Below are 18,129 nucleotides of genomic sequence, written 5' to 3'. Positions count from 1 at the left end.
TACATATAACACAATCACACAGCGTCATTTGTGGGAGCGAGCCTGCTCGCGAAAGCGTCCTTTCAGTTTGCACATCCGCGCCTGCCGAACGGCTTCGCGAGCAGGCTCGCTCCCACAGGGTTGTGTGGTGCTTGTCAGGACGGAATCAGCGGCCGTTCACTCATGAACGCTTCGAGCCGCGAGCGCAGCCAGCGTTCGGCCGGGTCGCTGTCGACGTGGCTTAGCCAGACCATCGACAGGTCCAATGTCGGCGTCTTGAACGGAAACGGTTCCTGGAACAGCGCCCCGGACGCCGCCATCGCCGCTGCGGTGTAATCCGGCAGGCTGGCGATCAGGTCGGTGCCGGCCAGCAACGCCGGCAGTGCGCTGTATTGCGGCACCGACAACACCACCTGCCGCGTGCGGCCCAGTTCCGCCAGCCACTCATCGGCGTAGCCACTGACATTGGCCGTGTGCGACACCAGCACATGCGGGCGAGCGCAATATTCGTCGAGGGTCAGCGGTGTAGCAGAGGCATCGGCGCGCAGGATGCTCGGCTGGATGTGCCGCAGCAGTTTGCGTTTGGCGTTGGCCGGCAGGCCCCGGGTCTGGCTGATGCCGACGGTGATATCGCCGGCGGCCAACAGGTCGGGAATGCGCCAGTAATCGACATGCTGCACCACGAACACCACGCTCGGTGCTTCCTGGCGCAGCGCGCGCAACAGCGGCGGCAGCAGGCCGAATTCGACGTCGTCGGACAGGCCGATGCGAAAGGTCATGGTGCTGGTGGCGGGATCGAAATCGCGGGTCAGGCTCAGCGCCGCCGACAGTGAATCCAGTGCCGGTTTGAGATGGCGGTAAATGTCTTCGGCGCGGGCCGTCGGTTCCATGCGATGGCCGACGCGGATGAAAAGCGGATCATTGAGCATCGTGCGCAAACGGTTGAGTGCCGAACTGATGGTCGGCTGGCCGAGGAACAGCTTCTCCGCCGCACGGGTCACGTTGCGTTCGAGCATCAGGGTCTCGAACACCACCATCAGGTTGATGTCGGCCTTGCGTAGTTCATTGCGGTTCATCCATTGCCCCTGCTCCCCGGAATTGCGGCAGTGTAGAAAGGCCTGGGACCCGACGTCCATCAGCGTTTACGCGATTTACTGCACACTCACGGATTCCACGCCCAGGCCCATAACGCGCGCGTCATCGCTCACTCCGAGACTGCGCGGGCTGACAGCGTCCGGCAAATGCAGCTCGAGTCTCACCGCGCCATCCTCCGGCAGGGTTTGCCTGACCTCTTCATTCAACGGAATTTCCAGCGAATTACCCTGGAAGGCAGTCAGCCGAGTCGACAAAACCTCAACACCGTTGAGCCTGACGACGACTCGCTGGGCGAGCGTTGGCGGCAAGACGAACGCCAACGCTTTGATCGAAATCGATTTCGCTTGCACTGGCACGCGCAGCGCGATTTCCGCATCATGGCCCTCACTCCAGGTACCCCACGCTTCCGGCGCTCCCCAGCCTTTGACCAATTGTCGGCTCTTGCGATCAAACATGTAGATGACGCCAGGCCTGATCAGCGCGATGGATGACAGCGCGCGCCCCTCATCGATCATCGGCGGACATTGCTGACAACGCTTCCAGCCTGGTGCAAGCACAACAAAGTCATCAACCCGGGTCAGCAGATCGCTATCGCTGTGAACGCTTTTGGCCGCCAGAGCCTGCGCTTCATCGTCCAGGATATATAGAGAATCGGCTTCGTACTCTCCGGTTTGCAGCCGATGCCGAGCCACGCGCTGCGCCTTGTCGAGCGCCGAAATGCTCATGCGCCCCATGTACACCGAGTCGGTTTTCAGTCCATGTGCTCCAGCGAAATCAGCGATCGCTTGCCAGCGTTCGGGCTGGTTTTGCGGCAGCAACCCGCGAACATTCCTGTAGTGGCCGGCCGCGCTGTTCCAGAAGGGGTCGCGCATCGGACTGACCCAGTCCGATGCGGGGGCTACCATCCTTGATGCGCGCAGCCCCGCCCAGCCGTTGTGCGTATCTGCCACCTGCACCACCAGCGCCAAGGCGAGTAACCCTATGGCAACTGGCGCGCGAAAGCCCCGCACAAGCAGGTACACGAGGAACAGTTCGATTGCATAAAAGACCGGCCAGAACATGCGCCCTGAAGCGCGAAAAATACTGGCCAGCCGCTCGATGAATGTCGGCAACGGATAGTTGAAAGTCTGCGTCCCAACACCGATGTGATGGGATAACGCGAACAGGGTCAGGCCGATCATTGCGAACACCAGCCACCACCGCTCGCCCAGCGCAGCCCTCGGCGAAATCCCGCCGCGCAACCCTGCCACCGCCGCCAGCGGTAACAGCATCAGCACACCGAGGCCGAAATAATTGAAGCCTTCATAATCGCCGCCGCCGGTGCGGATGTCCGGCAATACCTGCGACCAGCCATCCGAATCGAATGGCGCCAGCAGATTCATCCGGTAAAAACCGAACCCCCCACTGCCGGCGCCGTCGGCAATGCTGAAGTATCCGGCCTGCCAGCAACACACGCTGACCAGTGCGAACAGACCGCCGAACTCGATCAGCCCCTCACGGCGAGTCAATCGGTCAAAAATGACTTTGCCGAGCAGATCGGCAAACCAGATCAACGCCACCATGACCAACAGATACGCATGCACCAGCGCTGTCGCCGCCAACAGACTGCCCCAGGCCAATCGCCGTCGCTGCAGCGCCGGATGCAGCGCCAGATAAAGCGCCGCCAATATCAGAAAGTGGCCGGCAAGCGACAGGTGTCCTCCGGCGCGAACAAACATCGGCGGGGAAAATATCAACAACCCCGTAGCCAGTAGCCGGATGATTACGTTATCGGTGATCAAGCCGAGCAGTTTCCAGCCAAACCAGGCTTGCAGAACGAAGCAGACCAGCAACCACAAGCCAAAATACTGGAACGTCTCGGGCAGCCAGGCGTTGAATGGTTTGAACAGCAATGCCAGCAGCGGATTGGAGTCAGAAAAAATGACTGCGCTGCCCAATTCCATACCGTAGGACGGGTTGAGCCCTAGCGGAAAAGTCCACGGCGACTGGCGGAAAAACACCCAGCCCAGATAATGCGTCGCCGGATCGCCGCTGCTGAGCCAGGCGATGTTTTGCGGATCGAGCGCGCGCTGGCCAATCACCATGAAAAAGGCAAGCACGCCCAGCAGCAACGGTAGAAGCGCCAGCGCTGAAGATCTGTTCCAGGCCTTCATCGATACGTCCAGAAATTATGCAAAACGAAAGTAAATACCGGCACCGTCAGGGCCACGGCGCCGATCCCGAGCAGATAGTGCAACCCAGCCATTTGCGCCGCCCAGGCAACCAGCATCGCCAATAGAAAACCGCCCGCCGAGACCGACACAAAGCGCAGTAACGTGCGCCCGTGCAGGCGAGCTGAAAAGCTCCAGGTGGTGTTGATCACATAAGACACAACGGTCGCCACGGCAAAGGCGAAACCATTGGCCAGCGGCGGTTCGGGCGCGATGAAGCGGATGAACAGCACAGCCACCAGCGCATGCAGCGCAGTGACGAACAGCCCGGTCAGGGCAAAGCGCAGACCACGGCGGACCAACGCTGAACGATCACTGCCGATCACGGTTTCTGCGCCAGCACGAAGACGCTCAAACCGGCCAGCCGGTTTCTGCCCATCAACGGCAACTCCAGTCGGCACAGGGTCTTGAGCACGCTGTTGACCCACGGGTGATGACGCTTGAGTTGCGACTGTGGCTGTGCGATCGGCGAACCTTGAGGCATCAGGCGCAACGCAGCGGCTATAGGAAACACCGCACCGAAATAGTAGGCGCCGCGCTGCACGGTCAAACCGGCATCGCCCGCCAGGGTTTCGAATTGCGCGAGGGTGTAGCGGCGCTTGTGCTCGAGAAAATCATCATGACCGCTCCAGAGAAACTGGAACGCTGGCACCGTCATCAGAAAACGACTGCCCGAAGGCACTTTATCGACATAGCTTTTGAGCAGGCCGAGGTCGTCGTCGACATGCTCGAGCACGTCCATCAGTAACACCAGATCGGCATCGATGCTGTCGATGCTGCGTCGGTAATGCACCGGTTTGCCCGCGCTGGTGGCGCTCGAATCGGCGGGGTAACTGATGTCGACGCACCATGCCTCATGCGCGTCGGTGTGGGTCAGCAGATGGTGCGAGAAAAACCCCGAGCCGGCACCGACATCGAGTATTCGCCGAATCGGCATGTCACCCAGCAATCGCCGGGTCGCCGCCGCTTTGCAGCAGTAATACCAATGCTCATCGATACTGTCGCCGAGGATGTCGGTTTCCTTGAGATCCATCTGTCAGTCCTTGGGGTCGTAGACGCGACGCACCAGAAAAACCGGTCGGCGTTTGGATTCGATATAGGTGCGGCCAAGGTATTCGCCGAGTACGCCAATACCGATCAATTGCAAACCGCCAAGGAACGTGACCGCGACCATCAGCGAGGCATAACCGGGCAAGTCGACGCCGTGGATCAGTGTGCGCAGGACAATGAACATGGCGAACGCAAACGACACCAGCGAAACCGTCGCCCCCAGATAAGTCCAGACCCGCAGCGGCTCGGTGCTGAAACTGGTGATGCCCTCCAGAGCGAAAATCCACAGCCGCCAGCCATTGAATTTGCTTTGCCCGGCCACGCGCTCGGGGCGTTCGTAGTCGACATGAGTGGTGCGGAAACCGACCCAGGCGAACAGGCCTTTCATGAAGCGCCGCGACTCGGGCAGCGTCAGCAAGGCATCGACCACGCAGCGGTCCATCAGGCGGAAGTCGCCAACGTTCTCCGGCAACGGCTGTTCGGCGATGCGGTTGTGCAGGCGATAGAACCAGTGGGCCGAGGTCGACTTGGCCCACGTGTCGCTGCGGCGGCTGACGCGATGCCCCAGCACCACTTCGTAACCTTCGCGCCAGCGCTCGATCATTTGCAAGATGACCTCCGGCGGGTCCTGCAGATCGGCGTCGATCGGTACCACGATCTGCCCGCCGGCCATTTGCAGACCGGCCGACAACGCCGCTTCCTTACCAAAGTTTCGACTCAGGTCGACGATGCGCAGACGCGAGTCTTGCAGCTGCCGTTCAAGCAAGCGCTCAAGGGTCGTGTCGGTGCTGCCATCGTTTATGAAGACCAGTTCAAGATCGATCAGCGCCTGCGCCTGAAAGACCTCGTCGATGCGCGAAAGAAAGCTGTCGAGGCTGTCGGCCTCGTTGAAAACGGGGATCACCAGCGACAACGCCACCTGCCCGGCCTGTTGCGTTCCGTGCTCAGTCAAAGGAGTGCTCTTTTTATAGTTTGTCGGTCATCGAAAGTTTTTCGAGGCCATGAGCCGTCCCGTATTAAGCAGTAGCAGGCACGCACGTGCAAGCATGACACGGCGTCATATCGGCCAATTCGCCGGGCAGTCGCGGCGCTCTGGGCAGGGTCTTTCAGAAACATCCGCGAACGATTGGAAACAAATCCGCGATAGCCAAAAAAACACGCTGCGCTAGGCTTGCGTCGATGCGCCACACAGGTTGGCGCGCACATCCATCGCAGGGAGCGAACCCCATGTATTTCGAAATCTACCGACAAACCCGAGGCACCCCGAGCACTGGCAAAGGCCAATGGCGCTGGCGTCTGCGCGCGCGCAACCACGAGACCGTGGCCAGTGGCGAATCGTATGTGAACAAGGCTGATTGCCTGCATGTGATCAATCTGATCAAAGCCGTACAGGGCGAGACGCCGATCAAGGAAATTTGAGCGACGTCCTGTTCATCTGCAAAGCGGCACCGTCTGTCGCCCTTCAAAGGGTTTATTTGAATGCTTGTCAGCGGTGTTCATCAAAGGTGCATGTACTGCAATTTTTGCTGCCATGCACCCAAGGATTTCAGCCATGTCCCATGAGCACCGCTACCTCGTCAGTTTCATCGTCGACAACCAGCCGCAAAGCCGCACGCTGATCCACGATGGCGACACCCTTGATCCGGGTCTCGCTGAAACCCTGGTCAAGACCGCTTTCCCCGAATTGAAGACCGCTTCACTGAGCGACGTCCAGGTGCAGAAACGCACCAGGCCCGACGAAGGCGACAACGTCCCCGGCCACTATCAGCAGCCATGAGCTGATCCCGGGCCGCCACGATCCATCGATGCTGCGGAGGTTACGCGCCATGAAATCACTCGCCGCGATCTGCCTTGCGGTCTTGGCTATGAGCGTCCAGCCAGGCCATGCAGACACCATCGACGCCTTCATCGAAGAGGCGGCACAGCAAAGCCTGTTCCAGCACAACAGTTCGCGCATCGCTTTGGAAAAGGCAACCTTGCCCGAAGTCAAAGCGTTCGCCAGACAAATGATCGCCGACCATGAGCACTTCGATAAACAAATCAGGCAGCTGGGGCAAAGCCAGCATATGGTGGTTCCCGCCGAACCCTCGGTGGCATCCAAAGCCAAGCAGCTACGCCTTGAATCAAGGGATGACTCGTTCGACCGCATTTACATCGACAGCCAGGCCGAAACCCTTGAGCAAAAGCTGATGCTGTTCAAGAAAGAAGCGCTGTCATCACAAAATCCGCAGCTCAAGGCTTTCGCCCAATCCGCGTTGCCGGACATCGAGAAACAGGCAAAAACTGCCCGCGACCTGCAGGAAAAACTCAAGCCCTCCGCTGGCGCACTGAAACCCGTCAACCCCTGACCAACCGGGGGAACAATCAAAGCTGTAATAGAACCACGGCCACCAGTACGGCAATTACTGCCGATACCGCCAGCACTTGAGTCGAAGTCAAGGCCAGCGCCGCGTCCTTTGAGCGGCCGACAAATCGGCCACGGGTCTGATGCCGATCCGGCTGCGCTTCGAACAGGTTGTCCGGGTGCTCGTTGTCTTCAGGCTCATTGGTCTGCTGACCGGACCATGCACTTCGCGCCATCAAACGGTCGAGCAGACCGGGCATGACCGACTGGCCGACAATCGCTTTGATCGTCGACCACCCCAGCCACAACTCTCGCGGCGGATGCTTTACCACACTGAAGATCGCCCGTGCTGCCACGTCGGGGTCGTGAATCGGCGGCACCGGTTGGGGACGCTTGGGCAATTTGTTGCGTGCCCAATCGAACTGCGGGGTATTGATCGCCGGCAATTGCACCATGCACACGCGAATATGGCTGCGCTCATGCAGCAACTCACAGCGCAATGAATCAGTAAAACCGCGCACAGCGAACTTCGCCCCGCAATAGGCGGCCTGCAACGGAATGGCGCGATAGGCCAGTGCCGAGCCGACCTGGATGATCAGGCCCTTGTTGCGCGGACGCATCAACGACAGCGCCGCCAAGGTGCCATGAACCGTACCGAGATAGGTCACCTGAGTGACGCGCTCGATCTCGGCGGCGGACAATTGTTCTATCGGCGAGAGCACCGTGACCATCGCCGCGTTGACCCACACCGCCAGCGGCCCAAGCGTGGCTTCCAGTTGCTGCGCGGCCTCTTGCACGGCGAGCGCATCGGCGACATCGACGCTAACGGTTTCAACCTGAACGCCATACGCTTGCAGCTCTTCTTGCGTGGCGGCCAGTCCCGCCGGATCACGCGCCAACAGGCCGATACGGTAACCGCCAACGGCAAACCGGTGGGCCACCGCGCGACCCACGCCAGCACTGGCGCCGCTTATCACCACCAAAGGTTGCTCCTGCATGAACCGTTCTCCCTGATGCTCAGTCGATCGGCCCGATATTGATCATCAGGTCATCGCCCAGCCCTTGCACCTTGGCCAGTACGTCCACCGGCGTTTCGCTGGAAAAATGCACAACATAGCCCATGCCGCTGCCGTCCTCTTCGATTGCACTGACCCACGACTCCACCTCGTCAGCATCCAGCCCCAACGCCTGACCGAACTGGCGGTTGCGGTGATCGGAATCGGTTTCGTCCATCGGATAATCACTCATAGCAAACATCTCCTCGGGGATCGTCCCCTCACTGGTTGCTCAATGTGGTATTAAGGATGGACGCCGAACGTTCACTGACAGTTCGTTTTTTCAGCCGAGCATCGAGCGCAGCTTGCGCAGCAGATCCACCGGCGCGTAGGGCTTGGCGATCAATTCGAACTCATTGTCAGCCAGCTCATTGGGCGTCGACTCGTCCGCGCAGTAGCCGGTCGTCAGCAGGATCTGCATGGCCGGATAGCGCTGGCTGATTTCCCGCGCCAGTGCCAGCCCGTTCATCTCACCGGGCATGACCAGATCGGTGAAGACCAGCTCAAAGTCGCTAGTCTGCAACATCGCCAGTGCCTCGCTCGCGTCTGCAGCGATGGTGGTGCGGTAACCCTGTTCGGACAGTACGAAGCGCGCCAGTTCAGCAACTTCGGCGCGATCCTCGACGATCAGGATGCGCTCCGTGCCCTTGAGATTTTCTGCGGTTTCAGCGGAGCCAGGTGCCGATAGCTGACTGTCATCCGCCGGGAAGAACAGGCGCACCGTGGTGCCGAGCCCCGGTGTCGATTCGATTTTGACCACACCGCCGGATTGCTTGACGAAGCCGTAGACCATCGATAGCCCGAGGCCAGCGCCGCTTCCTTCCTCTTTCGTGGTGTAGAACGGCTCCATGACCTTGTCGAGATCGTCGGCGGCAATGCCCACGCCGTTATCGGCGATCGCGATGCAGACGTAACGCCCCGCCGCCAGTCCGCTCTGATGCGGATCGGTCGCGTCCGGGACAACGACGTTGCGCGTCTGCACGGTAATCCCTGGCTGCGGTTGCCCTTGCAGCGCATCGCGGGCATTGGACAGCAGATGATTCAGTGCCATCTCGGCCTGCGCCGGGTCGAGCCGGCAGTTCCACAAATCCTCGGCCAGTTCGAATCGCGGTTCCAGATCGGCGGATTCATGCGTCGGCAGCGTAGAGCGCTCAAGCAAGGCATTGAGATTGATCACCCGGCCTTCGAGCCGTTGTCGGCGGGAGAATGCCAGCAGATGCTGGGTCAGCAAACGTGCTTTTTCCGCCGCCGCGCGAGCGTGGCCGGCGCCGACCACGATGCGTTGCGGATCAATGCTCGGCCGCTTGGCGGTGTGCTGGATCAGCTCGATGTAGCCGATCATCACTTGCAACAGGTTGTTGAAATCGTGAGCGATGCCACCGGTCAACTGGCCCAGCGCTTCCATGTTCTCGCTGTAGCGCAAACCGTCCTCGGCGTCGCGTCGGCGGCTGACGTCCATTTGCGAGGCGAAGAAATACACCAGTTGCCCGCGCTCGTTGAATAGTGGCGCGATGAACAGCTCGTTCCAGAACGACGAGCCATCCTTGCGATAGTTGAGTACCTCCACGCAGGTTTCGTGTTGATGTTTGAGCGCTTGCTTGACCTGTTGCAAGACGGAACGATCAGTCTGCTCGCCTTGCAGAAACCTGCAGTTGCGCCCGAGCACCTCTTCCAGCTCGTAGCCGCTGAGTTCAAGAAACGCATTGTTGGCAAAAATGATGGGATCGTCGGGCTGCGCTGGATCGGTGACAATCATGGCCATGCGGCTGACCTGCACCGCCGCGAAAAACACATCTTTGCGTTCTTGCGAAAGGGTCGCCGCATCGGCGCGGTCGACGATCGGCCTGGATTTTCTGGGCAAGTTGACCTCCGCTAAGTGACTCCGTTTCGCTGTGACCATCATCAGCGAGCGAAGTGCCAAGGCCGGACACCGCAACGGCGGGTGTCCGATGAATCGCCCCGGTACTTCGATGGATCCGAATCGCCTCGCTGATTGTCGAAAGCTCACCGAGAACTGCACGCAAGATCTGAAATCCGATCCGCCAGGGAGAACCACCGTGGATTTGTTGTTTCTGGGCACGTCTGCCGGCGTGCCGACCCGCCAGCGCAACGTCAGCGCAACAGCATTGATCGCCTCTGCCGGCAAGGGCTGGTACCTGATCGATTGCGGTGAAGGCACCCAGCATCAGGTGCTGCGCACGCCGCTGTCACTGAGTGAATTGCGGGCGATTTTCATCACTCATGTGCACGCCGATCACTGCCTGGGCTTGCCGGGTCTGCTGGCGAGCACCGGCATGTCCGGACGCACGCGGCCGCTGGACATTATTCTGCCGGCGGCGCTGCAGCCGTGGCTGAGAATGAGCCTTGAGGTGACGCAATCGCATCTGCCCTTCGAGATCAACCTGCACGCTGTGGAAACGCTTACCGAATGGCGCAACCTCAACGTTCAGGTGCAGACCGTCGAGTTGTCCCACCGTGTGCCGTGTCATGGTTATGTCTTCACCGAGTCCGACCCGGAACCACGTCTCGACGTGCAGCGACTCGACGCTGAAGGCATCGAACGCGGCCCGCTCTGGGGTCAGTTGGCCCATGGTCAGGACGTGGAGGTTGACGGGCGGATGCTGCACGCTCGCGACTATCTGCTGAGCGCGCGACCTGATCGGCGCATCATCGTCTGCGGCGACAACGATCGGCCGGCACTGCTGGCAGAAGTGGCGCAATCGGCGGATGTGCTGGTGCATGAAGCGACATTCGTACAGGCAGCAATCGACCGCGCTCGTGCCAGTTACGGCCACAGTAGCGCCGCCGCTGTCGCCGGTTTCGCCGAATCCGCTGGGGTGCGCAATCTGGTGCTGACGCACTTTAGCGCGCGCTATCAGGCCAACCCGGCGCTGAGTCCATCCATCGAAGATGTGCGCAGTGAAGCGGCGGCGCTGTATAACGGCCAACTGATTCTGGCGCGGGATCTGCAGCGCTATCACTTGGACCGGCTAGGTCATTTGCAACCGGTGGAGATCGAGCGCAAGCCGCTGCAGATCGCACCGTAATTTGATAGCGCGTCCGCCCGTCTGACAGGCGGACGCCGGTGGCAAGGGTTACTTCTTGGCTTCTTTGTCCGGATCCGCCGAGCGTTCCAGAAACGCGTCGGTCAGTTGCGGCAAATGCTTGAGCAGCCATTCAGCCATGGCCACTTCCTGCGGCAGAATCTGTTCGCAGGCCTTCTGCGTCTGCGTGTCCCCCGCCGCTTTCGCCGCTGCGATCAGCACGGTATAGCTGGCGACCTCCATGTTTTCGAAAACGTAGCCGGCCATGGCGCCCTTGATCACTTCATCGCTCATCAAGGAGCCGCCAACAGCCTGACCGAACGCCATCAATTTGCCGCCCAGGTCTTTCATCGTCGAGGATTCACCGCCCAGACGTTGCAGGCATTCGTCGATGAGTTTCTGCTGGCCGAGGGTTTCTTCGATGTGCTGATCGATGCGCGCCTTGAGCTGCGGGTAATGTTCCAGACGCTTGGATTGTGCCTTGAGCATTTGCTCGGCCTGTTGCTCCATGGCATGGGCGTCACGCAGCCAGTCGAGCAGGTTTTCCTGTGGAGTAGCCATTGTCGAGTCCTCTTCTGGATGATTTCACAGTGATCAACCGGGGCGCGCCGCCTGATGTCCGGCGCGCCCCACGTGCCTTACAAACCAGGCTTGGCCTGCGCGCCGGAGCCCAGATCCGCACCGGTGACCGGCTCGCTGTTGGGGTCGGACATAGTGCGCATTTTCATGTTTTCCAGCAGCGCTTCGTCGGCGCTGTCCAGTTGCACGGTGGCCAGGCCATCGCCGCCGTCGACCGCCGGCGTTGGGCTTTCGACGAACTCCCAATCGTCGCCCTGATTCCACGGGCCGCGCATGCTTTCGGTACCTTGCGACATGTTGAAGAAGACGTTGGTGAACTCAGGCATGCCGGGCAGCTTGCCTTGCGGGAAGTTTGGCTGAATCGAATGCAGGGCTTTTTCGAACGACAACTGGTGGGCGATCTCACGGGTCATCAGAAAGCCCAGAGCCTCTTTCACGCCGGGGTCATCGGTCACGTTCATCAAGCGCTCATAGACGATCTTCGCCCGTGCCTCAGCAGCAATATTGGAGCGCATGTCGGCGGTCGGCTCACCGATGGTATCGACGTACGCCGCCGTCCAGGGCACACCGGCAGAGTTGGTCAGCGGCGAACCGGCACCGTAGAGCAGGCTGGTGATGTGCGAGTCATTGCCGTTGCCATTGAGCGAGCGATACAGCTCGCCCTCCTGCTCGACACCTTCCGCCATCCGGCCTTTCGCGCCCTTGTTGAGCATGACGATGATCGAGCCAATGATTTCCAGGTGGCTGAGTTCTTCAGTGGCGATATCCATCAGCAAGTCCTTGCGTCCCGGATCGTCCTCGGCCAGGGCTTGAGTGAAATAGCGCGAAGCCGCCGCCAGTTCACCTTGTGCGCCGCCAAACTGCTCGAGCAACAGATTGGCCAGCCCCGGATTGGGCTCGGCGACACGAACGGTGTATTGAAGTCGCTTGTTATGTAGAAACATGACAAATCTCCTCAGTCGGGTAAGCGTGGCAAGTTCTGGGTAAAAGTTTGCCTACCCTTTTGTGAAGCATTGTCGTTGCGGAAATTTCAAAAAATTTGCGGCGACAGGACAAATGGTTTGAACCGCGCCAACAAGCGAAACGGGGCTATACCGCTGGGGATATTCGCACTGGAATGCCCGGAACTTATTGCCGGAATCGAGTCTCCAGCGCGCGATTCGATTTCCAACGCCGCGATCACTAACGCAGCAAATGCACCACCAACCCAACCAACGCACAGCCCAGCAACACCTGAATCACTCCGCGCTTGAAGCGAAACAGCGCAATGGCCGCCGCAATGGCGATCAACGCCGAGGGCCAATCCAGGCTGCCGCTGAAGCCTTGCGGCCAGAGCACGTGGTAGCCGAAGAAACACGCCAGATTGAGAATCACCCCAACCACCGCAGCGGTGATCGCGGTCAGTGGGGCGGTGAATTTGAGTTCGTCGTGCGTCGACTCCACCAGCGGACCGCCGGCGAGGATGAACAGGAAGGAAGGCAGAAAGGTGAACCACGTCACCAGCGCGGCGGCGACCGCTCCGGCGAGGAACACCTGATCGGCGCCGAACACCTGCGACACATAAGCCCCGACAAAACCGACAAACGCCACCACCATGATCAGCGGCCCCGGTGTGGTTTCGCCCAGCGCCAAGCCGTCGATCATCTGCGTCGGGGTCAGCCAGCCGTAGTGCCCGACCGCACCTTGATAGACATAGGGCAGCACCGCATAAGCTCCACCGAAGGTGAGCAGCGCTGCCTTGGTGAAGAACCAGCTCATTTGCGTCAACGTGCCCTGCCAGCCGAATAGCGCGGTCAATACTCCCATCGGCAACGCCCAAAGCGCGGCACCGATCACGGCGATCAAGGCCAGTTTCGTCCAGCTGAAACGGGCATGGGCCGGGGTTGGCGTGTCGTCGTCGATCAACGCCGCGCCGAAAGACTTCTTCGCTGCGCTATGCCCGCCGGCCCTGAATTTCTCCGGCGCCAGGCGACCGCCGAAATAGCCAATCACCGCCGCGCCCAGCACGATCAACGGGAACGGCACATTGAACGCAAAAATCGCCGTAAACGACGCCGCCGCAATCGCCCACAGCCAATTGTTCTTCAGCGCCCGCGAACCGATGCGATGCGCCGCCTGCACGACGATGGCCGTCACCGCAGGCTTGATCCCGTAAAACAGCCCGGCGACCACCGGCACTTCACCGAAGGCGATATAGAGCCACGACAGGAAAATCAGGATGAACAGCGAAGGCAACACGAACAACGCCCCGGCCACAATCCCGCCCCAGCTCCGATGCATCAGCCAGCCAATGTAAGTCGCCAACTGCTGCGCCTCAGGCCCGGGCAGCAACATGCAATAGTTCAAGGCATGCAGAAAACGCCGCTCGGAAATCCAGCGCCGCCGCTCGACCAACTCCTGGTGCATGATCGAAATCTGCCCGGCCGGCCCGCCGAAACTGATAAAGCCCAGCTTCAACCAGAACCAGAACGCCACGCGCAGACTCACGGCCTGCGGCCTAACGTCGTCATCACTCACCAACGGCTGAACTTCACTCATCGAGCTGTTCCTTTTATGCAGTCGGCAGGTTGTACCCGAAAAGCGCAACGAACAAAACGCCAGAAACGAAAAAGCCCCCGTAATCAGCAATGATTACGGGGGCTTTGTCTTGTTCAATAATGGCGGAGAGATAGGGATTCGAACCCCTTCTGGAGTCTTTGTAGGCCGCTTTAGCCCACCAAAAACGGCGCTTTCGCCCTTCGCCGTTGGCGTACAGTGGGCTCAAGCGGCCTTCCATATGCCCTAATTTTGCCCTAAACAGGTATGACGGCTTTCGGCCATAAGCGGACCTTTAAGACTTGTGGCTTCTGGGCGAAGCCAGTCATTCGCATTCGCCAGAAATTGGTCGATCACACCCCGTCCCAGTTGCTTGCTATCTAAGTCTTGAAGGAGGCCAAATTCCTGCGCCTGTTAGATTCTGGAACCTTCGTTTTTCCGAGAATTCTTCCTGCATCCTTCGCAGGTGAAAGCCCAAATACCTTCGTATAGTCTCGACTAAACTGCGTTGGGCTTTCGTAGCCCACCTCGAAAGCTGCCGCCATGACGCTCTTGCCGCTGGCTACCATGAGCATCCGCGCCTGAAGTAAGCGCACTCGTTTTTGATACTGCAATGGACTCAACGTCGTCACCGCTTTGAAGTGGCGATGGAATGCCGAGACGCTCATTGCCGCTTTCTGAGCCAGGCTTTCCACCCTGATCGGCTCCGCAAAATCTCGACGGATCCATTGAATTGCTGTGTTCACTCTGGCCATGGCGGTATCGGGCGCTGCGATCTCTCGCAGCATCCAGCCGTGGGGGCCTTGCAGCACGCGAAACAGTATCTCGCGCTCATAAGCAGGAGCCAGCGCTGCGATAGCTTCCGGGTTGCCCATCAATCGCAACATGCGCACCCATGCGTCCATTAATTCGGTCGTAACGGCCGCCACTGAAAAGCCCGGGTCGCTTTCATGGCGGCCGACAGGTTTGGGCAGGTCAGCCAGCAAGGTTGATAACACGGTGGGATCAAGCGTGAGGCTCATGGCCAGATAGGGTTCGCCCGTTGCCGCAGGGTGCACCGTGCCCACCGCAGGCAACTGAATCGACATGACGAAATAGGTCGCCGGGTCGTATCGCAGCGTGCGGTCGCCCACGGTCATGGTTTTGCTGCCCTGCAGAATCACGTTGATCATCGGGTCATAGACTGCCGCCAGCATATGCTCAGGGATTTTGCCCTGAACCATAGCGACGCGGGGAATGCCCGTCTCTGTGCGCCGGTTTTCGGCCTTGGCGGCGAGGATGCGGAGTTCGTTCAGTTGTTCGTTCATGCTGGTCATGCTGGATGTAACAGCAGGAGCAGAGCAAGCAAAAAGTAGAAACAGGCAGATTTCGAGTAGGAACGGCTGCGCCCGCAATGACCAGCGCTCTTAATGTGGAGGCTCATTTAATTAGTCAAGGAACACGTCATGAGCGTTATCGTCATTACCGGAGGCAGTCGAGGGATTGGTGCAAGTGCAGCTGAACACGCCGCCCGGCGCGGTATGGGTGTCATCATTACGTATAACCAGCATCCCGACGAAGCGGATGATGTGGTGCGACGCATTGAACGAGCGGGCGCCAAGGGCGTTGCGCTTAATCTCGACGTGGCGGATGTGGGAAGTTTCAAAGGGTTCCGCGATGCCATCCTGTTAGTGCTCCGGGAGACATGGGGCACAAGCACCCTCTCAGGTTTAGTTAATAACGCCGGCTACGGCCTGTTCAACCCGCTGGCGTCGGTCAGCGAGGCTCAGTTTGATGGTCTGTTCAAAGTCCATCTGAAAGGCCCTTTCTTCCTGACGCAGACCTTGCTGCCATTACTGGAGGAGAACGCCAGCATCGTCAATCTGACCAGCGCTACTACACGCGTGGCCACCGCCGGGGTGGCGCCGTATGCGGCGTTCAAAGGTGGACTGGAAGTGCTCACGCGCTACATGGCCAAAGAGTTCAGTGATCGGCGCATACGTGTCAATGCGGTTTCACCTGGGGCGATTCGAACCGAGTTAGGTGGCGGGCTCAATGATGAGTTTGAAGCGATGCTGGCTGAGCAAACGGCGCTAGGCAGAGTCGGTGAGCCCGAAGATGTGGCCCGCGTCATTGCCATGTTGCTGTCCCAAGACGGGGCCTGGATCAATGCCCAGACCATCGAAGTCGCGGGCGGCTACATCATCTGAACGATCGGGAGACGTTGCCATGCTGGATCATATTTTTCTGTCTGTGAGTGACATTGAGCGCTCTATCCGTTTCTACGAAGCTACGTTGGCGCCGCTGGGTATCACCGCGCGCTTGGACTACGATGGCAAGGACGGTCCGCCTGGGCATCCGGACCTGAAAGGTTTCGGCGCCAAGGGCCGGATGTTTTTCTGGCTGCGTCAGGGTGAAGTCGAAGGCCGAGCGGTACATGTCGGTTTCGTCGCAGACAGTAAAGCTCAGGTTGCGGCGGCCTATGCGGCAGCGTTGGCTCAGGGCGCCGTTGATCAAGGCGCACCGGGGGCGCGTCTGCACTACGACCCCAACTACTACGCGGCCAATGTTCTGGATCCTGACGGATACAGCCTGGAATTCGTTTACAAGAACTGGCAGCACGCACAATGAAGAAATTGATGATTTATGGCGCAACCGGCTATGTCGGGCGCATGGCGACCGACTATGCAGTGGCGCAGGGACTGGACGTTGTCATCGCCGGGCGCAGCCACGACAAGCTGCGCGCTCTGGCTGCACAGTTGGACGTTCCTTATCGTGTGTTTTCCCCTCATGCCCCGACGACACAATGCCTGGAAGGCATTGGCGTGCTGGTGAACTTTGCCGGCCCCTTCGCGCGGACAGCTGACGCCTTGATGTGGCTCTGTATCAAGGCTGGAGTCGATTATCTGGATATCACGGCCGAGATCAACGTATATCGGTTGGCCGAGCAATTGGGCGATGAGGCGGTAGGGGCAAGGGTCATGCTCCTACCTGGCGTCGGTTGGGACGTAGTGCCGACCGACTGCCTGGCGGTGCATGTCGCTCGTCGGGTGAAATATCCGCAGTCGTTGAACATTGCACTACAGGTCGCGGGTTCCATGTCACGTGGGTCAGCACTGAGTGTTAGCGAAATTGTTGGAGCGGGGCTGCTGGCCCGGATTGATGGAGCGCTTCTTTCAACTCCCGATGCGCAACCGCGACACTTCGATTTTGGCGACGGCCAGGAGCTGTGCGTACCTTTGTCGTTCGGTGATCTGGTCACCGGCTGGCACTCCACCGGCATTCCCAATATTGCAATGTTTGTACATTTTTCCGGTGATCCATTACCTGACGGAGATCTTTCAAAAATTCCCGAGGGGCCGAACGCGCAACAGCGCGAAGCTCATCGCGCTCGGGCAGTGGCCGAGGTGACTGGCGCTGACGGCACTGTGGCACGTTCAGTGATCGAAACCGTCAACGGTTACACCTATACGCCGATTGCTGCCATGGAGGCGGCACGCCAAGTATTGAACGGCGTGCGACGACCGGGTTTTGAGACACCGGCAAAGCTGCTGGGGGGCTCATTCGCCGAGAGCATCGGCGGTACGACCATCACTGATTACTGATTGATCGGACGATAGTGCAGATGTTGTTTACTCAGGATTCCACTGCGCTGTCGTCTGCCTCGAACTCATGGGCAAGCAACCTGCCGGCAATCCGTGCGACGTTCACCAAGCGCTCGCTGGACATCCCACTGCATGCCGCTGCAGACAGCCCCCGCAGGGTGACCAGGATGTAGTCAGCCCGGGTCTGCGCAGCGTCCGGGCAGACTTGGTCCAGATACCGGCGGATCGCCTGGATTCCAGCGTCACCGAATTTCTCCGCCATGTTTCGAGCGACCGGATCGTCCGCACGCAGGCCTTCGGTGATCAGGCAACCACGCAAAGCGCTATCTCGCCCGTACTGCTGCGCAGCGGCAATCAGCAGCGAGGTTAGCGCTTCGGCGGGAGGTCGATCCGGTGCCAGCAGTCTGTCCATTGGCAGCGCGTTTTCTGCGGCATAGCGATGCATTGCTCGTTCGAACAATTCGGCCTTGCTTCCATAGGCGGCGTAAAAGCTCGGCGGCTTGATATTCATTGCCTCGGTCAGGTCGGTCAGGCTGACAGCGTCGTATCCACGCTGGTGAAACAGTGCTTGTGCGATGGCTATCCCTTGCTCCCGGTCAAAGGCGGAACGGCGCTGTCTAGGTTTTTCGTTCATAGCTATTTCTCTAGGTGATA

21 protein-coding genes are annotated in these 18,129 nt (G+C 59.6%); 7 read left to right on the top strand and 14 right to left on the bottom strand.

Going from position 1 to position 18,129, the window contains the following annotated elements:
- Window positions 1–134: 134 nt before the first annotated feature.
- The 5 genes from OK411_RS08120 to OK411_RS08100 form a co-directional block, all read right to left on the bottom strand.
- Window positions 135–1,055 (bottom strand): LysR substrate-binding domain-containing protein, encoded by a 921-nt coding sequence (locus OK411_RS08120; protein ID WP_123442913.1) that lies wholly within the window; start codon window positions 1,053–1,055, stop codon window positions 135–137.
- Window positions 1,056–1,130: 75 nt separating this feature from the next.
- Entirely contained in the window at window positions 1,131–3,227 is a 2,097-nt protein-coding gene (locus OK411_RS08115) for a DUF6311 domain-containing protein (protein WP_264364708.1), read from the bottom strand.
- Window positions 3,224–3,610, bottom strand: coding sequence for a GtrA family protein (locus OK411_RS08110; protein WP_016771241.1), 387 nt, complete (start codon window positions 3,608–3,610; stop codon window positions 3,224–3,226). The genes OK411_RS08115 and OK411_RS08110 overlap by 4 nt, the downstream gene beginning before the upstream one ends.
- A complete protein-coding gene (locus tag OK411_RS08105) occupies window positions 3,607–4,317 on the bottom strand; it encodes a class I SAM-dependent methyltransferase (RefSeq protein ID WP_264364707.1) in 711 nt (236 codons plus the stop codon). Before OK411_RS08105 ends, OK411_RS08110 begins: the two co-directional genes overlap by 4 nt.
- 3 nt (window positions 4,318–4,320) lie before the next feature.
- Window positions 4,321–5,286, bottom strand: a complete 966-nt coding sequence (locus OK411_RS08100) for a glycosyltransferase family 2 protein (RefSeq protein ID WP_264364706.1) — start codon at window positions 5,284–5,286, stop codon at window positions 4,321–4,323.
- Between the two features lie 275 nt (window positions 5,287–5,561).
- On the opposite strand from OK411_RS08100, the gene OK411_RS08095 reads away from it, so the two are divergent.
- The 3 genes from OK411_RS08095 (at window position 5,562) to OK411_RS08085 (ending at window position 6,682) form a co-directional block, all read left to right on the top strand.
- A complete protein-coding gene (locus OK411_RS08095) occupies window positions 5,562–5,753 on the top strand; it encodes a YegP family protein (RefSeq protein ID WP_016771242.1) in 192 nt (63 codons plus the stop codon).
- 133 nt (window positions 5,754–5,886) lie between these two features.
- Window positions 5,887–6,111, top strand: a complete 225-nt coding sequence (locus OK411_RS08090) for a hypothetical protein (RefSeq protein WP_125917770.1) — start codon at window positions 5,887–5,889, stop codon at window positions 6,109–6,111.
- 49 nt (window positions 6,112–6,160) lie between these two features.
- Window positions 6,161–6,682: a DUF4142 domain-containing protein gene (locus OK411_RS08085; protein WP_163012316.1), complete on the top strand. Its 522-nt coding sequence runs from the start codon at window positions 6,161–6,163 to the stop codon at window positions 6,680–6,682.
- A 16-nt stretch (window positions 6,683–6,698) separates the two neighbouring features.
- Here OK411_RS08085 and OK411_RS08080 read toward each other — a convergent pair whose 3' ends face one another.
- The 3 genes from OK411_RS08080 to OK411_RS08070 all read right to left on the bottom strand — a co-directional run bounded on the left by OK411_RS08080 (window position 6,699) and on the right by OK411_RS08070 (window position 9,594).
- Complete coding sequence (locus OK411_RS08080; protein WP_264364705.1) at window positions 6,699–7,676, bottom strand: SDR family oxidoreductase; 978 nt, start codon at window positions 7,674–7,676, stop codon at window positions 6,699–6,701.
- 19 nt (window positions 7,677–7,695) lie between these two features.
- Complete coding sequence (locus tag OK411_RS08075) at window positions 7,696–7,926, bottom strand: hypothetical protein (RefSeq protein WP_071174678.1); 231 nt, start codon at window positions 7,924–7,926, stop codon at window positions 7,696–7,698.
- Window positions 7,927–8,016: 90 nt separating this feature from the next.
- Window positions 8,017–9,594, bottom strand: coding sequence for a histidine kinase famiy protein (locus OK411_RS08070; RefSeq protein WP_264364704.1), 1,578 nt, complete (start codon window positions 9,592–9,594; stop codon window positions 8,017–8,019).
- Window positions 9,595–9,790: 196 nt separating this feature from the next.
- Here OK411_RS08070 and OK411_RS08065 point away from each other — a divergent pair, with 196 nt between their 5' ends.
- Entirely contained in the window at window positions 9,791–10,780 is a 990-nt protein-coding gene (locus OK411_RS08065) for a ribonuclease Z (RefSeq protein WP_217879490.1), read from the top strand.
- Between the two features lie 48 nt (window positions 10,781–10,828).
- Here OK411_RS08065 and OK411_RS08060 read toward each other — a convergent pair whose 3' ends face one another.
- The 5 genes from OK411_RS08060 to OK411_RS08040 form a co-directional block, all read right to left on the bottom strand.
- Window positions 10,829–11,338 (bottom strand): ferritin-like domain-containing protein, encoded by a 510-nt coding sequence (locus OK411_RS08060; RefSeq protein ID WP_024012005.1) that lies wholly within the window; start codon window positions 11,336–11,338, stop codon window positions 10,829–10,831.
- A gap of 77 nt (window positions 11,339–11,415) precedes the next feature.
- On the bottom strand, window positions 11,416–12,300 hold the full coding sequence (locus OK411_RS08055; RefSeq protein WP_264364703.1) for a manganese catalase family protein: 885 nt from the start codon (window positions 12,298–12,300) through the stop codon (window positions 11,416–11,418).
- 238 nt (window positions 12,301–12,538) lie between these two features.
- Entirely contained in the window at window positions 12,539–13,894 is a 1,356-nt protein-coding gene (gene chrA, locus OK411_RS08050) for a chromate efflux transporter (protein WP_264364702.1), read from the bottom strand.
- Between the two features lie 13 nt (window positions 13,895–13,907).
- A complete protein-coding gene (locus tag OK411_RS08045; RefSeq protein WP_264364701.1) occupies window positions 13,908–14,120 on the bottom strand; it encodes a hypothetical protein in 213 nt (70 codons plus the stop codon).
- A gap of 151 nt (window positions 14,121–14,271) precedes the next feature.
- Window positions 14,272–15,198, bottom strand: coding sequence for an AraC family transcriptional regulator (locus OK411_RS08040; RefSeq protein WP_264364700.1), 927 nt, complete (start codon window positions 15,196–15,198; stop codon window positions 14,272–14,274).
- 138 nt (window positions 15,199–15,336) lie between these two features.
- Between OK411_RS08040 and OK411_RS08035 the strand changes: the two genes are divergently transcribed.
- Genes OK411_RS08035 through OK411_RS08025 form a run of 3 tightly spaced genes read left to right on the top strand, consistent with a single transcriptional unit; the run spans window position 15,337 to window position 17,475 of the window.
- Complete coding sequence (locus OK411_RS08035) at window positions 15,337–16,080, top strand: SDR family NAD(P)-dependent oxidoreductase (RefSeq protein ID WP_264364699.1); 744 nt, start codon at window positions 15,337–15,339, stop codon at window positions 16,078–16,080.
- A 19-nt stretch (window positions 16,081–16,099) separates the two neighbouring features.
- The gene (locus OK411_RS08030) at window positions 16,100–16,501 is read left to right on the top strand and encodes a VOC family protein (protein ID WP_133337999.1); all 402 of its coding nucleotides are present in this window, start codon (window positions 16,100–16,102) and stop codon (window positions 16,499–16,501) included.
- Complete coding sequence (locus OK411_RS08025) at window positions 16,498–17,475, top strand: saccharopine dehydrogenase family protein (RefSeq protein WP_264364698.1); 978 nt, start codon at window positions 16,498–16,500, stop codon at window positions 17,473–17,475. The genes OK411_RS08030 and OK411_RS08025 overlap by 4 nt, the downstream gene beginning before the upstream one ends.
- Before the next feature lie 31 nt (window positions 17,476–17,506).
- On the opposite strand, the gene OK411_RS08020 is transcribed toward OK411_RS08025, so the two are convergent.
- Window positions 17,507–18,109, bottom strand: coding sequence for a TetR/AcrR family transcriptional regulator (locus OK411_RS08020; RefSeq protein ID WP_133337995.1), 603 nt, complete (start codon window positions 18,107–18,109; stop codon window positions 17,507–17,509).
- Between the last annotated feature and the right edge of the window lie 20 nt (window positions 18,110–18,129).

This window comes from Pseudomonas sp. RG1, assembly GCF_025910115.1.
GTDB lineage: Bacteria > Pseudomonadota > Gammaproteobacteria > Pseudomonadales > Pseudomonadaceae > Aquipseudomonas > Aquipseudomonas atacamensis.
This window is presented reverse-complemented; position numbering and strand designations above follow the sequence as displayed.